A 17,976-nucleotide genomic window follows, 5' to 3' on the forward strand; every position below is an offset into this window, starting at 1 on the left:
TTTTCTATTAGTACTTCAAACTTACTACTTTTTACAGTATTAATCTAATGACTGGTTTTCCTGATTGGCCATGTGTGAAATAGCAACATATTCTACTGCTGAAATATTTCCGTAATAAAAATTCAAAGGATTTACGACTTTACCATCTTTATGAACTTCATAATGACAATGTGGTCCTTCTGATCTTCCGGTGCTTCCAACGTATCCAATAATATCGCCTCTTTTAACATGTTGTCCGGGTCTGCAGTTGTATTTGCTTAAATGTGCATACAAACTCTCATATCCAAAACCGTGCCTGATGACTACATGATTTCCAAAACCTGACGCTGTATTGTCAGCTCTGGCGATTACTCCATCACCTGTTGCATAAACGGGAGCACCCGTATTAGCGGTGAAATCCATACCGTTATGCATTTTTCGCACCTTCGTGAAAGGATCGATTCGATATCCAAAACCGGAAGCAATACGTTTCAAATTTTCATTTCGGACTGGCTGAATGGCAGGAATTGCCAGTAACAAATTTCCTTTGGCACTAGCCAATTTTAAAATTTCATCCAATGACTTGGATTGGATCGCCAGTTGTTTGGAGAGTTTATCAATTCGTTTGGTGGTATTCAATACCAATTGCGAATTATTATATCCTTCTAAGTCTTTGTATCGATTGAGGTCTCTAAAACCTGATTTTCGTATAGAATCCGGAATTTCCGCTTTATTAAAATAGACTCTGTAAATGTTGTTATCGCGGTCTTCGAGTGCTTCTGTTACCTCATTAATTTCATCCATTTTTTTATTCAAAATCGAATAATGTAACTTCAAGTTTTCAATTTCACGTGCCTGTAGGCGATCTTTTGGCGTTTCGAAATAAGGAGTGTTGAGTAGAAGAACAAAAATTAAAAATCCAAACAGCGCTGAAGCCAGCAAAAACAGTAATGCATAACCAATTTTGATTCTCTTTCTGGTTTTTATTTTCGTATAAGCCAGATTTTCTGAGTCGTAATAATATTTTACTTTCGCCATATTTTAAAATACCCTATTTTTGCAGCTTGTAAAATAGTTAGTGGAACAAATTTAATAAATGTTTCAGTTGTTCCCCGCTTTTTTTCAAGAATTAAAGAAATCAATTAGATAATTAGATAATGTGGTAATTGGATAATTTATTGTTTGGAATGGTAAATTTTTAATTTTAAATGAAGCATTATTAATTGTTTTATTATCTAATCGACACAGTATCAAATTGACACATTTTCAAAATATCGCATTAATAAAAATATGAAATCACAAGACGTACGTAAACAATTCCTAGACTTTTTTAAGAGTAACGGACACTTAATTGTTCCATCTGCTCCAATTGTACTTAAAGACGACCCAACCCTTATGTTCAATAACTCGGGAATGGCCCAGTTTAAAGAGTATTTTTTAGGGAATGGAACGCCAAAAAGTCCGAGAATAGCCGATACGCAAAAATGTCTTCGTGTTTCAGGAAAACACAACGATCTTGAAGATGTAGGTTTTGATACCTACCATCATACCATGTTTGAAATGCTTGGGAATTGGTCTTTTGGAGATTATTTCAAAAAAGAAGCCATCAATTGGGCTTGGACTTTATTGACAGAAGTTTATAAAATTCCAAAAGAAAATCTTTATGTTTCTGTATTTGAAGGAAGCAAGGAAGACAATGTGCCATTTGATCAGGAGGCTTGGGACATTTGGAAAACATTAATCGACGAGGACAGAATTATTCTTGGAAACAAGAAAGATAATTTCTGGGAAATGGGAGATCAGGGACCATGTGGACCATGTTCAGAAATTCACGTTGATTTACGTACTGAAGAAGAAAAAGCATTGGTCACAGGAAAAAGTCTTGTAAACAATGATCATCCACAGGTAGTTGAAATCTGGAATAATGTATTTATGGAATTCAACCGTAAAGCGGATGGTTCTTTGGAGAAACTTCCTGCGCAACACGTAGATACCGGAATGGGATTTGAGCGTTTGTGTATGGCATTACAAGGTAAAACATCTAATTACGATACAGATGTGTTTACGCCACTTATTGAAAAGGTAGAACAAATTACAGGTTTAAAATACACACCGAATGATGTCGCTCTGAGCGGAGTCGAAGAGAGTGAGGAACAGAATAAAACTAATATTGCGATTCGTGTAATTGTAGATCACGTACGCGCGGTTGCATTTGCTATTGCAGACGGACAATTGCCATCAAACACAGGAGCGGGTTATGTAATTCGTAGAATCTTGCGTCGTGCGATTCGTTACGGATTTACTTTCTTAAATACAAAAGAGCCGTTTATTAATAAATTGGTTGAAGTTTTAGCGAATCAGATGGGAGAATTTTTCCCTGAGATAAAAGCACAACAACAATTGGTTACCAATGTAATTCGTGAGGAAGAGGCTTCTTTCCTTAGAACCTTAGATCAAGGATTACAATTGTTAGACAAAGTAGTTTCTGAAACAAACGGAAAAGAAGTTTTGGGAGCTAAAGTTTTTGAATTATACGATACTTTTGGATTCCCAAAAGACTTAACAGCTTTAATTCTGAAAGAAAAAGGGTATTCGTACAACGAAGAGGAGTTTGAAAGTGAATTGCAAAAACAAAAAGCGCGTTCACGTGCAGCATCTGAAGTTTCAACGGAAGACTGGAATGTTTTAATTCCCGGAAATGTAGAAACTTTTGTAGGTTATGATCAAACGGAGAATGAAGTAAAAATTACCAGAATCCGTAAAGTTGATTCTAAAAAAGATGGAATTCTTTATCAAATCGTTTTAGATAATACTCCATTCTATCCGGAAGGAGGAGGACAGGTTGGTGATAAAGGAATCTTGGTTTCTGCAAATGAAACGATTGAAATCATCGACACCAAGAAAGAGAACAATCTGATTTTGCATTTTGCAAAACAATTGCCGGAGAATATTGAGGCTGGTTTTACAGCAAAAGTAAATACAGATTTAAGAACGTCAACGTCCAAAAATCACTCGGCTACGCATTTGATGCATTTGGCTTTGAGAAGTATTTTAGGAACGCACGTAGAGCAAAAAGGGTCATTGGTAAATCCAAATTATCTGCGTTTTGACTTCTCGCATTTCAGCAAAGTTTCTGATGCTGAATTACGTCAGGTTGAGGCAAGTGTAAATGCTCAGATAGAAGAGCAATTGCAATTAGTTGAACACAGAAATATTCCGATTCAGGAAGCTTTGGCAAAAGGTGCAATGGCTTTGTTTGGAGAGAAATATGGCGATAATGTTCGCATGATTGAGTTTGGTGACAGTAAGGAGTTATGTGGAGGAATTCACGTGAAAAATACTGCTGAGATCTGGCATTTCAAAATCATTTCTGAAGGAGCGGTTGCAGCAGGAATTCGTCGTATTGAAGCGATTACGGGTGATGCTGTGAAGAATTTCTATCAGAATCAGGAAAATACATTAACGGAGATAAAAGAAGCACTTAAAAATCCACAGGATGTTTTAAAATCGGTTGTTACTTTGCAAGATGATAATGCTAAACTGAAAAAACAAATTGAGCAATTGCTTAAAGAAAAAGTTGGTGCTTTAAAAACCGAACTGGAGAAAGATTTTCAAGTAGTAAACGGCGTACATTTCCTTGCGAAACAAGTAGATTTAAGCATGGCTTCTACGAAAGAACTAGCTTCAGCTTTAGGAAGTTCAAAAGCAGATTCGTTTGTGTTTTTAGCTTCAACAGAAGACGGTTTGCCAAATATTCACTGTTATATAGCTAAAGAATTAGTAGCGGGTAAAGGTTTGAATGCAAATGCTGTTATTAAAGAATTAGGAAAGTATATTGAAGGAAATGGAGGAGGACAACCTTTCTTTGCATCCGGAAAAGGTAAAAATACAGCTGGAATTAAAGAGGCTTTAGATAAGGCAATCGAGTTTGTAAAATAAGTTTTTTTTTTTTTGAATCTCGCGAAGTCGCGGAGTCGCAAAGTTTTATAGAGCTTGGCGTCTTTGCTACTTTGCGAGATTTTTGTTTAGTAGCTATTATTTCAATAGTGCTCTTTTATTTGTAACACTAAAAAGTAAGTTTTTTCTGTATATTTGTAAAAAGACAAGATGACAGAAAATGAAATTTCAGCAGTTGTTGTAGATGTTTGTTATAAAATACACGTAAAACTTGGACCAGGATTATTAGAGTCTGTTTATGAAGCTATTCTATATCACGAATTGACAAAAAAAGGACTTAATGTTGAGAGACAAAAAGTATTACCGGTTATTTGGGATCAAATACATTTAGATATTGGTTTTAGAGCTGATTTAATTGTTGAAAAGAAAGTAATTTTAGAGATTAAATCTATTGAACGACTTACTGATATCCATGCGAAACAAGTTTTGACTTATCTTAAAATTACAAAAATGAAATTAGGATTACTGGTAAATTTTAATGTTCCAATAATTAAACTTGGTATCAAAAGAGTAGTTTCAAATCTTTAGTTTTTTTAAGATTGAGAGTTTAGAAAAAAATAAAGCCGCAAAGTATTTAAAAATAAAAACTTTCCGACTCCGCGACTTTGCGAGATTTTTTAGGATCTATTTACGCTCTCCAATTTGCTGACGCCATATAGTATAATACAACCCTTTTTCAACAATTAGATTTTGTTTTTTAAAATTCAAATAAAAAGTAAAGCCGCAAAGTATTTAAAATAAAAACTTTGTGACTCCGCGACTTTGCGAGATTTTTTAGGATCTATTTACGCTCTCCAATTTGCTGACGCCATGTAGTATAATACAACCCTTTTTCAACAATTAGATTTTGTTTTTTAAAATTCAAATAAAAAGTAAAGCCGTAAAGTATTTAAAATAAAAACTTTGCGACTCCGCGACTTTGCGAGATTTTTTAGGATCTATTTGCGCTCTCCAATTTGCTGACGCCACATAGCATAATACAACCCTTTTTCAACAATTAAATCCTCATGTTTACCTTGCTCAATAATTTTACCCTGTTCTAAAACAAATATTTTATCAGCATGCATTACGGTAGATAAGCGGTGTGCAATTAAAACCGTGATTCTGTTTTTATCGGATATGTTTCGGATTGTTGCGTTGATTTCTTCTTCTGTTATAGAATCTAAAGCAGAAGTGGCTTCATCAAAGATCAATAAATTCGGGTTTCTTAAAATAGCTCGGGCGATCGATAAACGTTGTTTCTCTCCGCCGGAAACTTTTATTCCACCTTCGCCAATTGTGGTGTTTAAGCCATCTTCGGCACGTTTTAACAGTTTCTCACAACTGGCTCGTTTTAAGGCGTCGTATAAGTCTTCGTCTGTTGCAGATGGTTTTACGAATAATAAATTCTCACGAATTGTTCCTGAAAACAGTTGCGCATCCTGCGTTACGAAACCTAACTGTTTTCTTAAATCCAATAAATCAATTTCGGTAGAATCAATATCATTGTAAAGCACCTGGCCTTCCTCCGGAGTATATAATCCAACTAATAGTTTTACCAAAGTTGTTTTTCCCGAGCCTGATGGCCCGACAAAAGCCACAGTTTGTCCTTGTTTAATTTCGAAGTTAATATTTTCTACGGCCTTGAATTTGGCTGTTTTATGTTTGAAACTAACATTAGAAAAAAGCAGGGATTGAATGATTCCAACATGCTTTGGTGTTTTTGGACGGAATTCTTTCGGAGCATTTAAAAGCACTCTGAAATTTTCCATGGAAACTTTTGTTTCGTTTAGGGCAATGATAAAGTTCCCTAACTCTTGAAGCGGACCAAAAATAAAGAATGTAAAAAAGACCATGGTCAATAAATCACCCACAATAATTTTTCCTCCAAACAAGAAATAGTACAACGTAAAAACAACACAGGTTCTTAAAAAATGAACGGTAGTACCTTGTATGAAACTTAAACTTCTGATGAATCGGACTTTTTCTAATTCAAGTTGAAGGATTTTAAAAGTGTTCAAGTTCAGACGTTTTTCTTCCTGATAGGTTAGGCCAAGACTTTTTACAAGTTCGATGTTTCTTAAACTTTCAGTTGTAGAGCCTGCCAGAGCATTGGTTTGATTTACAATTTTCTTAGAAACGATTTTGATCTTTTTTCCCAGATAAGAACTTACTAAAGCAATAATTGGCGCCGTAACTAAAAAGATTATAGAAATACGATAATCGATTCGGGATACATACAAAATCACGAATACAAACCCAATAATGGTTTGAAAAATTAAGGAGATTGATAGTGTAATTAATTTCTCAGAATCTGAGCGTACTTTGGTCAGTTTACTTAAAGTTTCTCCACTTCGTTGGTCTTCAAATTCGGCATAAGGTAAATCGAGTGATTTTTTAATACCATCAGTATACATTTGAGCTCCTGTTCTCTGGATAACGATATTGGTGAAGTAATCCTGAAAGTTTTTGGTAATTCTTGAGATCATTGCGGCACCCAGCGAAAGCGCTAACCAGAAGGACAGAGATTTTATAAAACCAATTTCATTTCCTTTGTATTTCGCCAGTCCAACCCCGCAATCCTGCATTAATTTACCGGTAATAATAGAGTCTGATAAGCTGAAACAGATGTTTATTGTGGCCATAATTAAGGCAAAAAACAACAGTAACTTATGTTTGATTATGTATGAATAGAGTAATTTCATAGTTAGATTTAAAATTTTAGAAGTGTAAAAGTAGTGAATTGATAGATTCGCTAATCTTAATTTTGAGTATTAAAAAGCCAATTTTTTGTAAAATTATGTATACTTCATATAGTGGAATTTTAGATTTCTATTTTTTGAAAAAAGAGGGTAACAAGACATGAATTTAATGAAGTAAGAATTGTTTTATAGATTTGTTGTACCAGAGATAAAATTCTTTTTTGAATTTCGGAGACGAATGCAATTGGTGCAATTTATACAAGTTTGTTTTTTAGAGCGTTAAAAGATAAAATATACTTATTAAGATTTCGATAGCTAAGATTAGTTTTTTTTCTTTTAAAAACGATCGGTTTTTAGTTCAAAACAATAATTTGTATGCAATACATTTGTAGTTATTATTACTCTTTTGATCTGTTAAATATGAAGAAAAATCTATCTCTTTTTTGTGCCTTAATGTTAGTGTTAATCTCTTGCTCGGGGGATGATTCCTCTTTAAATTCTTCAGACGTTTTAATGAAAAAAAAGGTCGTAACGAGTACCGGCCGAGATAATACAATCGAGATTTCGACAACTTATTATACTTATGAAGGTAAAAAGCTGGTAAAGGAAGTGGGAACAAATGATTCATTTTTTGATAACAGGCGAAATTATGATTATACGAAAAAGTATTATTATACAGGAAATTTAATTACTAAATGCGAAGAAATGAGCGGAACGGATTATCTGACGGTAACTGAATTAACCTATGTGAATGATAAATTGAAAACCATGCTTGTAAAAGTAGGATATCAAAATGGTGTGATAATTTATGCAACAAAAACTACCTGTACCCATAATGATGATGGGACGGTTTCTTTTGTTAAAGTTAATATTGATCGAGAGACGAAAGTAGAAAGCGTTCTGGAAAATGGAAAGTGGATCTATGCTAATGGCAATATTATAAGAAAAGAAACTACTGATAAATGGGGATCTATATCTGAAGTTTATGAATACGATAGAAAGAATGGTATTTTTAGAAATGTTACAGGTGCTAATTTGTTAGTTGGTAATTTGATTTTTGGATATTCAGGTTTTGGATATTCAGGTTTTGGATATTCAAAGAATAATGAGTTAAAAATGACAGTAACAACAGCTAATTCAAATGCAACTTTTACGCATTCTACTATTTACAATTATAATAAGGATAATTTTCCAACGTTTGGGAAATTTGAGGGTAATGACGAATCGACGTCTATAATAAGTCGTTATTTTTATTAATAAAGTAGGATTTATCAAACAATGTAGCCAGATGTATTTGCGTCTGGCTTTTTTTAGTTCTAAAATGCTGTTTTTTTTGAAAACAATAGCAGAGTACGAAACTTAAAAGTAAGAATATATTTCGGTTTAGCTGTTGGTGAATAAAACACTTATCCAAATTTTAAGAAGAATGGTAATTGGTATAATTTAGTACAAGTTTGTTTCTTAGAGAGTTAAAAAAACAAATGTAAAAAAGCAGGTTTTAAAACAAATAAATTAAGTTTTTTAGTACTAAAAAACATAACTGTTTTTTTGATTAATACTGATTTGTGCGTATATATTTGCCGATAATTATTAATATATAACTTATTAAAGTGAAAAAGCTTTTATTCTTATTTAGCGCTTTAACAATAGTGCTTACTTCATGTGCAAATGATGATGATAATTCTTCGTCTGAGGAGAATTATATTTTGCCTAAAATATTTTCTGACGGTGATATTGATTTTCCAAATCAGCAAAAGAGGAAAATAACAAACACATTTTCCGGGAATAAACTTGTAAGCAGTGTTGAAGAGAATTTTAAGACATTATATACTTACGAAGGAAATGCAATTGTAAAAGAAGAGTTGTTTCTTGTTTTTTCAGATAATTCAGAAAGAAAATTTAACGAAGTTCTGCGTGTTTATGAAAATGGAAAATTAAAATCCTTTATAGAAAGGATGGGATTTACTGCAAAAAAACCTAATGGTCAAGATGCGTACAGAGCAGAATATACACATGTCTCGGATAAGTTAATTGCTCTCGTGACTTATTCAATTAATCTTAAAACGGAAGTAGAGACAAAAATGGATACTGTTGTCATGACCTTTAATGGAACAAATCTTATAAAGTATCAAAGTTTTGTATTAAACTCTGCAACGCCTATAGTTACAGAACTTTATGAATATGATACAAAAAACAGGCCGCACAAAAATGTTTTAGGTTTCAATTTTCTGAATGTCTCTTATCTGGGATTTGGAAATAGTAATAATGTTATAAAAAAAACTGTGACCAATGAACATATTAAAACACCAACAACCTTTTTGATTAATTTTACTTATAATGATAAAGGGTATCCAACCAGAATCTTATCGTTGGGATTTGGTAATAAGGTGGAAGAAAATCATGAATACACCTACTAAGAACATAAAATCTTAAAACATTGCAAAAACCAAATACTTCTGTATTTGGTTTTTTTATTGGTGAAAATTAGTGAAATTCGTGTTTTAATAAAATCCTATGCAATTCAGAACCCAGATCCCAATTTCGCAAACAAACAATCCAATAGACTATACTTCTAAAATTATGTCTTTAGGTTCCTGTTTTGCAGTAAATATGGCAGAAAAACTGGATTATTTTAAGTTTGATAACAGTTGTAATCCATTTGGGATTATTTTCAATCCTGTTTCGATTGAGCGGATAATAAAAAGGGTTGCGGAGCAAGAATTGTTTACCGAAAAAGAGGTTTTCTTTCATAACGAACGCTGGCATTGTTTTGAAATACATTCCGATTTAAGCGCTTCAAATAAAGAAGAATTAATTGAAAACTTAAACCAAACTCTCCAAGCAACAAAGCAGCGATTACAAGAAGCAACACACCTAATAATCACCTACGGCACTTCTTGGGTTTATCGCCATAACGAGAGCAACCAAATTGTTGCCAATTGTCACAAAGTGCCGCAAAAGCAATTTTCAAAAGAATTAGTGTCGGTTGAAGTGTTACAGCAAAGTATTCAAAATACAATCGATCTGGTTTTGACTTTAAATCCAAATATCAAATTCATTTTTACCATTTCTCCGGTGCGCCACATCAAAGATGGTTTTGCAGAAAATCAATTAAGTAAATCGCATTTGTTTGCGGCACTTTATGCGAATCTAAAATCTAAAATCAACAATCTAAAATTAACCTATTTTCCGTCATATGAAATTATGATGGATGAACTCCGTGATTATCGTTTTTATAACGAAGATATGTTACACCCCAACCAGATAGCAATTGATTATATCTGGGAACGATTCAGTGAAAACTTCATTGCTGAAAAAAGTATTCCGATTATGAAAGAAGTTTCAGAAATTCAAAAAGGATTAACCCATAGAAGTTTCAATCCCGAATCAGAACAACATCAGGCTTTTTTATTAAAATTGCGTCAAAAAATAGCCGCTTTGGAGACGAAATTGCCCCATATTAAGTTTTAAAACAGGACTTTATTTTTTTAGAAGTAGTCTTGAAATAATTATTTATCACTGAAATTTTAAAATAATTGGCTGTAATTATGTAAATTGTTGAAGTATAATTTTTACAATTTTGTATTTGAACAAATTCAGCTACGCTATTACTTAACGTGTTTTATTGACGTATGAATAAGAAACCCATTCATTTTCTAAAAAAAACACTTCGTGTACTTCTTTGGTGCATGGTTTCGGTTATTGTGTTAGCGTTACTTCTCACTATTCTAATTCAGATTCCGTCCGTTCAGAATTATGCAAAAGATAAGGCGATTACGTATCTGCAGGAAAAGATCAAAACCAAAGTTTCGTTAGACCGAATCGCGATTAATTTTCCCAAAGAAGTAGTTCTGGAAGGTTTTTATTTTGAAGACCAAAACAAAGACACTTTATTGAGTGGTAAAAGTCTTGAACTAGATATTGACTTGTTTAAATTGGTCAGCAGCGAACTCGAAATAAATGCTATTGTTCTTAAAAACACAACAGCCAATATTTCAAGAAACAAAGAAGGTGTTTTTAATTTTGATTACATCTTAAAAGCTTTCGAATCAAAGGAAGAAAAACCCGCAGATCCAAACGCTAAACCTTTTAAAATAGCAGTTGTAAAAGTAAACCTGGATCATGTCAAATTGAATTTTAAAGACGATTTTTCTAAAAATGATGTCCAGGTAAAACTGACTCATTTTGATACCAAATTCAAGAAATTCGACTTAGACAAAATGGATTTTGATATTCCGAATATCAATTTAAACGGTTTTAAACTGGTGCTGAATCAGGATTTAGTAGAGAAAATAGCAGAGGTTTCTGTTAAGACGGTCGATACAATTTCAAAACGAAGTGATTTCAGTTTAAAATTAGACAAAATCAGTTTATCTAAAATTGATGTTTTATACGATAATAAAGATTCGAAATTGGCTTCAGGATTGGTTCTGGGAAATCTGAATCTGAAAGTCAATAAAATCGACATGAAAAAGCAACTGTTAGATTTTGATACTTTTCAATTAAAAAACTTAAAAGGGAATCTGCAACTAGGAGTAAAAGACAAGCAAATAAAAACGCCCGATTTAGATACAACAGCTATTGCTCAGGCGGGCTGGAAAGTAAAACTTCAAAATATTGATGTAGAAAATGTAGCTTTTAAATTTGACGATATGCAGTCAAAACCTGTTTCGAAAGGAATTGATTACAGTCACCTTGATTTGAGTCGGTTTAATTTGAAAGCCGAGCAATTCTATTACACGACGGATACCATTTCGGGAAATATAAAAACATTTACGGTAAACGAAAAGAGTGGTTTGCAACTCCAATCTTTCAAAACAGATTTCTTTTACGGTCCCAAGAATGCTTACTTGAAAAATCTATATGTAAAAACCCCGCAAACACTCTTAAAAGAGGGGATAAAAGTACAATACCCGTCGATTGCAAAAGTGGCTAAGCATATCGAAACACTAAGTTTAGATGCCAATTTGAACCAATCAAAATTGGGCTTTAAAGACATTTTATTGTTTGTTCCGGATTTGCAAAAGCAGGAAATTTTCAGGAAAAACCCAAATGCAGTTTTGCTTTTGAATGCTCGGTTGAATGGAAAAGTCAATGACCTGACAATCGATCAATTTGATGTGAGCGGACTCGGAGCAACCAAACTTTCACTTTCCGGAATAATCAAAGGAATGCCAAATACAGACAAAGCTTATTTCGATCTGAATATCAAAAAAATGGCAAGTTCTGCTAAAGATATAGCCTCCTTTGTGCCGAAAGGAACGATTCCGAAAAGTATTCAATTACCTTCTCAATTTAATGTGCAGGGAAAATTTAAGGGTTCTGTTCAAAATTTCAAAACCAATCTGACTTTAAACAGTAGTTTCGGAAATGCAAAAGTGGATGCCCTATTTGATCAAAGAGTAAAAAAAGCGGAGCAATATGATGCTCAGGTTTATTTATTGGACTTTGATTTAGGCAGATTAATTAAAAACGATTCGGTTGGAAAAATTACGCTTAAAGCGAAAGTCAAAGGAAAAGGTTTAGATCCCAAAACAGCTCAGGCCCATTTGGATGGAATCGTTCAAAAAGCGGTGTACAATAAATATACTTATCGGGACTTGGCTTTGAATGGTGAAATAAAAAAAGGCTCTTTTGCTGTAAAAGCGGGAATGAAAGACCCTAATCTGAATTTTGAATTGGATGCAAGCGGAAGTACAAAAGAGCAATACCCATCAGGACAGATTAAATTGAACCTTGATATTGCCGATCTGGAAAAGCTAAATCTGCACGCTGGCCCAATGAAACTAAGAGGAAACGTTGATGCCGATATCGCCAACAGTAATCCTGATTTTCTGAACGGAAAAGTTTTCTTGTCGAATATTCAAATCTTGCAGAATGCGACCCCAATTGTTTTAGATTCTATAAAAGTAATTGCTGTTGCAGATCAGAACCATAATAATATCAAAATCTCTTCTCAGTTTTTAAAAGCTGAAATGGATGGTAAATACAAATTGACAACGCTTTCAAATAGTCTAAAGAAATCACTTTCGAAATATATTGATTTACAAACGCCAAAGTCAAAAGCGGTTTTAGACGAACAAAATATAACGTTTAATCTGAGTGTAGAAAATGACCCGATTCTATTTCAATTAGTTCCAAATCTGACAAGTTTGGAGCCCATTAGAATTACCGGAAAATACAACAATGTCGTCGATTCATTAGAAATAAAAGGAACTTTTCCGAGAATTGTATATGCAGAAAACACCATTTCTGACGGAAAAATTAATATAGAAGCCAAAGAAAATGCTTTAGAATATCAAATTTCTGTGGCCTCAGTAGAAAGTACTTCTTTGAAAATTCCGTTTACAAGTTTAGTAGGAAAAATAGAAAACAATGTGTTATCGTATGCGCTGGAAGTAAAAGACGGGAAAGAAAAACAACAGTATTTTATTGCTGGAGAATTGCAGCATGAGGCCGATAAAAATGTACTGAAATTAGATGCCGATAACTTTGTTCTAAATTATGATAAGTGGAACATCGATGCTGAAAACACAATAGAATTTGGAGGCAAAAGACTGTATGTGAACAAGTTTAATCTGGATAATGCAGGGAACGAACTCAAAATACAATCCGAAGGAAATCAGGACAATGCACCGTTAAAAATGGAGTTTGTAAATTTCAAAATCGAGACGATTCTGAATATGGTCAAAAAAGAAGAATTATTGATGCAGGGTTTGATTAATGGTTCTGTTTTGGCTGATAATGTAATGACAAAACCAACTTTTACTTCGGACCTAAAAATTGATGCTTTTGCTTTTAAAGGAGAACCAGTTGGTAATATTACCGTAAAAGTGGACAATAAGACCGAAAACACCCTAAATGCAAACGTAAATCTAAGCGGAGAAGGAAATGATGTGAATCTTACCGGCGATTATAAAATTGAAGAAGGCAGTTTTGATTTTGATGTAGTGCTTGATAAATTGTATTTAAAAAGCATTCAGGGGTTCAGTATGGGGAATATTAAAGATGGAACGGGGTTTTTATCAGGGAATTTCAAAATTACAGGAAATACAGCTGCACCAAGAGTTAACGGAGAATTGAATTTTAATGATACCGGCTTCAGAGTAACACAATTGAATTCATATTTTAAAATAAATAAGGAAAAAATTGCTTTTAATAATGAATCCATTTCTTTTGACAGATTCTCTCTTTTTGATGAAAATGACAATGAACTTTTTGTAGACGGAAACGTCCAATCGGTAAATTTTAGAGACTTTAATTTTGATTTGCTTGTTCAGGCAGATGATTTTAGAGCCATACATTCGAAAGAAAAAGACAATGAATTGTTTTATGGAGACTTGTTTTTAAATTCAAAATTGAATATCAAAGGAGATTTGGACCATCCCGTTGTTAATGGAACAATCAAAATAAATAAAGAAACAAAATTTACGGTTGTTATGCCGCAATCAGATCCTTCTATTGCAGACAGAGAGGGAATTGTAGAGTTTGTTGACGAAGACAACAAGTATCTGAAACAAACGGTCGAATTGCAAAGTAAACTCGATCAATCGAAGTTAAAAGGAATGGATGTTAGTGTTGCAGTTGCGATAGACAAGGAAGCAGAATTTACTTTGATTATTGATAAAGGAAACGGTGATTACCTGAAATTAAAGGGAGAAGCAGAGCTTGTTGGTGGAATTGATCCATCGGGAAAAACAACGCTGACCGGAAAGTATGAGTTTACAGACGGATCTTACGAAATGAATTTTAATGGAATCCGACGAAAATTCGATATTAAGAAAGGAAGTTATATCGTCTGGAATGGCGAACCAACAATGGCAGACCTGAATATTACGGCCATTTATAAAGTCAACACTGCACCAATTGATTTACTCGGCAATCAATTGTCAGGCAAATCGGCGGCAGAAAAAAACACCTATAAACAAAAGCTTCCGTTTCAGACTTTATTAAAGATGAATGGAGAACTGATGAAACCCGAAATCTCTTTTGACATTGTATTGCCGGATGACAATTACGATGTCTCCTCAGATGTCGTTTCTCTTACGAAAACCAAATTGAAACAATTGCAACAAGATCCTGCGGAATTAAATAAACAGGTTTTTGCTCTTTTATTACTGAACCGGTTTGTGGGTGAAAACCCGTTTGCAAGCGAAAGTGGCGGTACAAATGCGGGAACATTAGCGAGACAAAGTGTGAGTAAAATTCTGTCTCAGCAGCTAAACGATCTTGCGGGAGAATTGATATCAGGAGTTCAATTAGAATTTGGTTTAGAATCGACGGAAGATTATACATCGGGAACAATGCAAAACAGAACAGATCTGAATGTGGCCGTTTCTAAAAAATTGCTCAATGATCGATTGAAGGTTACCGTCGGAAGCAGTTTTGGCGTAGAAGGACAGGAGCGTGCCAACGAAGAAAGCACCAACATTGCCGGAGACGTTGCCTTAGACTATCAACTCACAAAAGACGGACGTTATATGGTTCGTGCGTATCGAAAAAACCAATATCAGGTAGCGGTTGAAGGCCAGGTAGTAGAAACAGGTGTCGCTTTTGTTATTACGATGAGTTATAATAAATTTCGTGAACTCTTTCACCGCACTGAAGCCGAAAAGCAATTGATAAAAGAGGAAAAAGTCCGTAAAGAGAAAAGGAAACAAAAAGAAAAAGAAGAGAAGGAAAAAGAGAAAAACCAAATTGAAGGAAATGAGCAAAAAACATAGCTATATAGAATACTATTTTATGAGGTATTGTGTCGTGCTGTCCTTATTTTTTGTTTTTGGATGTAGCAACACAAAATTCCTGCCCGAAGGTGATTTGTTGTATACAGGAGGCACTGTAACAGTAAAAGACACTATACTTAATAAGAAAGACAGAAAAGCGCTGGAGAGTGAATTAGAAATCTTATTGCGCCCAAAACCCAATAAACAAATACTGGGGTTAAAACCCAAATTATGGTTTTATAATGTAGCCGGAGAGCCTAAAAAGCAGAAAGGAATTAGATATTGGCTTCGAAATAAAGTGGGGGAAGCTCCCGTGCTTTTCAGTAAAGTCGATTTAGAGTACAATGCATCCGTTTTGCGAAATTTCACAGAAAACCGTGGTTATTTTAAGACCAGAGTAAGTACCGATTCTACTGTTAAGGATAAAAGAGTAACGGCAGAATACATCGTTATTCCTAAAAAACAATATAAAATTAAGAGCGTTACTTTCCCTCAAGATTCATCGGAAATTGCAAAAGTGATCAGTAAAACAAGTAGAAGAAGTTTGTTGAAAGTGGGTAATCCGTATGATTTAGATGTTATAAAAGCAGAGCGAGAACGAATTGATGCACGACTGAAAGAAAAGGGATACTATTATTTTAATCCGGATTATATTTTGGCTCAGGTTGACAGCAGTAAAGGCGATCATGAGGTAAAAATTAAATTGAAAATCAAAGAAGAAACCCCTGTAAAAGCAACTGTAGCGTACAAAATAGATAAGATATTGGTGTATCCGAATTATTCTTTATCCAACGATAGTGCCGTATATCGCAAAAAAGATAGCAAACAATACAATGATTTTACGATTATTGATACTGCGGATACGTTTAAACCAAGGGTTTTTGACCGAACGATATATTTCAAAAAGGGGGATTTATACAACAGAAAGGACCATAATCTTACCTTAAACCGTTTTGTGAATTTGGGTACTTTTAATTTTGTAAAAAATGAATTCAAAGAATCAGACAGTATAAAAAACGCTTTAGATTCGTATTATTACCTGACGCTTTTACCTAAAAAGTTTATTCGGGTTGAGGTTTTGGGCAAAACCAATTCGGCAAGTTATACCGGAACAGAGATTAATGCCAATTGGAACAACAGGAATTTCTTTCGGGGAGCAGAATTGTTTACCGTATCGGTTTTTGGTGGTGCCGATTTTCAGCTTTCGGGACAAAACAGCGGAAAAAATATTTATAAACTCGGAGCAGAAACCAGTTTGACGTGGCCAAGATTTATTACGCCGTTCCGTATTGAAGGAAACAGCGAATTTGTTCCCAGAACGAAAGCCACTTTGCGATATGAATATCAAAAAAGAACCCAATTGTATGCGTTGAATTCGTTTAATACTTCGTTCGGATATTTGTGGAAAGAAAACATTCGTAAAGAACATCAGTTCAATATAGTCGATATTACCTATGTAAGTCCAAATAATGTAACACCCGAATATTTAGAGGACATTGAAGAAGATGCGTCCTTGGGAAGAGTGATCGAAAAACAATTGATTTTTGGTCCAACCTATTCGTACACCTACACCAATACCATGCAAAAGCGTAAAAAGAATACGTTTTATTTTAATGGAGAATTAGATTTAGCGGGGAATATTACAGGATTGGTAACGGGAGCCAACATCAAAAAAAACGATACGATAAAAATATTTGATGTTCCGTTTAGTCAATACGTAAAAATCAAAGCAGATTTAAGACATTATTTAAAGTTGGGTAAAGAAAGCGAACTGGCAAGCCGAATTATCCTAGGTGCCGGATTTGCTTATGGAAATTCAAATACACTGCCTACATCCAAACAATTTGTAGTAGGGGGAACCAATAGTATTCGTGCCTTTAGAGCAAGATCGTTAGGTCCCGGAAGTTATAAGGCAGAAGTGACTTCAAGTGATTACGTACCCGACCAATCTGCCGATTTAAAACTGGAATTTAATACCGAATATCGAGCGAAACTTTTTAGCATTGTAAGAGGTGCCGTTTTTGTAGACGCAGGAAATATTTGGCTTTTAAATGCTGATCCAAATCGACCTAATGCCGAGATTACCAAAGATTTTATGAAGCAAATCGCAGTAGGAGCCGGAGCCGGATTACGTTTTGATTTATCGTTTTTAGTTTTAAGAACCGATCTTGCTTTCCCGCTAAGAATCCCGTACCTGCCCGAAGGTCAAAGATGGGTAATCGACGATATCAACTTTGGAAGTGGTTCCTGGAGAAAAGACAATCTGATTTTTAATATTGCTATAGGATATCCTTTTTAGCGTTTTCCCAACACGAATTAACACGAAGGTTGGTGTCTTTTAATTGGAATTGACCAATATACGCAAAACGAGATTAGTGTAAATCAGTGTAATTCGTGTCAAACCTTTTCTCAACACGAATTACACGAATTAACACGAAGGTTGGTGTCTTTTAAATGGTATTTCTCAAATTAAAAATTCGTGAAATTGAAGGGGCAAACACAAAGATTAATTAGTGTAAATCAGTGTAATTCGTGTCAAACCTTTTCTCAACACGAATTACACGAATTAACACGAAGGTTGGTGTCTTTTAAATGGTATTTCTCAAATTAAAAATTCGTGAAATTGAAGGGGCAAA

General features: G+C 34.1%; 9 protein-coding genes. 7 read left to right on the forward strand and 2 right to left on the reverse strand.

Going from position 1 to position 17,976, the window contains the following annotated elements:
- Positions 1 to 39 precede the first annotated feature (39 nt).
- Positions 40 to 1,017, reverse strand: coding sequence for a M23 family metallopeptidase (locus ACHRV5_RS13235; RefSeq protein WP_230004705.1), 978 nt, complete (start codon positions 1,015 to 1,017; stop codon positions 40 to 42).
- 252 nt (positions 1,018 to 1,269) lie between these two features.
- On the opposite strand from ACHRV5_RS13235, the gene alaS reads away from it, so the two are divergent.
- Together alaS and ACHRV5_RS13245 are read left to right on the forward strand one after the other, a co-directional pair.
- Positions 1,270 to 3,918: an alanine--tRNA ligase gene (gene alaS / locus ACHRV5_RS13240; protein WP_395427063.1), complete on the forward strand. Its 2,649-nt coding sequence runs from the start codon at positions 1,270 to 1,272 to the stop codon at positions 3,916 to 3,918.
- 168 nt (positions 3,919 to 4,086) lie between these two features.
- Entirely contained in the window at positions 4,087 to 4,464 is a 378-nt protein-coding gene (locus tag ACHRV5_RS13245) for a GxxExxY protein (protein ID WP_047777983.1), read from the forward strand.
- A 410-nt stretch (positions 4,465 to 4,874) separates the two neighbouring features.
- On the opposite strand, the gene ACHRV5_RS13250 is transcribed toward ACHRV5_RS13245, so the two are convergent.
- Positions 4,875 to 6,620, reverse strand: a complete 1,746-nt coding sequence (locus tag ACHRV5_RS13250; RefSeq protein WP_047777981.1) for an ABC transporter ATP-binding protein — start codon at positions 6,618 to 6,620, stop codon at positions 4,875 to 4,877.
- A gap of 417 nt (positions 6,621 to 7,037) precedes the next feature.
- Between ACHRV5_RS13250 and ACHRV5_RS13255 the strand changes: the two genes are divergently transcribed.
- The 5 genes from ACHRV5_RS13255 to ACHRV5_RS13275 all read left to right on the forward strand — a co-directional run bounded on the left by ACHRV5_RS13255 (position 7,038) and on the right by ACHRV5_RS13275 (position 17,639).
- The gene (locus ACHRV5_RS13255; RefSeq protein ID WP_395427064.1) at positions 7,038 to 7,874 is read left to right on the forward strand and encodes a hypothetical protein; all 837 of its coding nucleotides are present in this window, start codon (positions 7,038 to 7,040) and stop codon (positions 7,872 to 7,874) included.
- A 353-nt stretch (positions 7,875 to 8,227) separates the two neighbouring features.
- Positions 8,228 to 9,034 (forward strand): hypothetical protein, encoded by an 807-nt coding sequence (locus ACHRV5_RS13260; RefSeq protein ID WP_395427065.1) that lies wholly within the window; start codon positions 8,228 to 8,230, stop codon positions 9,032 to 9,034.
- Between the two features lie 97 nt (positions 9,035 to 9,131).
- Positions 9,132 to 10,088: a GSCFA domain-containing protein gene (locus tag ACHRV5_RS13265; RefSeq protein ID WP_395427066.1), complete on the forward strand. Its 957-nt coding sequence runs from the start codon at positions 9,132 to 9,134 to the stop codon at positions 10,086 to 10,088.
- A 161-nt stretch (positions 10,089 to 10,249) separates the two neighbouring features.
- A complete protein-coding gene (locus ACHRV5_RS13270; protein ID WP_395427067.1) occupies positions 10,250 to 15,340 on the forward strand; it encodes a translocation/assembly module TamB domain-containing protein in 5,091 nt (1,696 codons plus the stop codon).
- Positions 15,324 to 17,639: a BamA/TamA family outer membrane protein gene (locus ACHRV5_RS13275; protein WP_395427068.1), complete on the forward strand. Its 2,316-nt coding sequence runs from the start codon at positions 15,324 to 15,326 to the stop codon at positions 17,637 to 17,639. The genes ACHRV5_RS13270 and ACHRV5_RS13275 overlap by 17 nt, the downstream gene beginning before the upstream one ends.
- Positions 17,640 to 17,976: the final 337 nt, after the last annotated feature.

The sequence above is a fragment of the Flavobacterium sp. FlaQc-52 genome (assembly GCF_044007495.1).
GTDB lineage: Bacteria > Bacteroidota > Bacteroidia > Flavobacteriales > Flavobacteriaceae > Flavobacterium > Flavobacterium cupriresistens.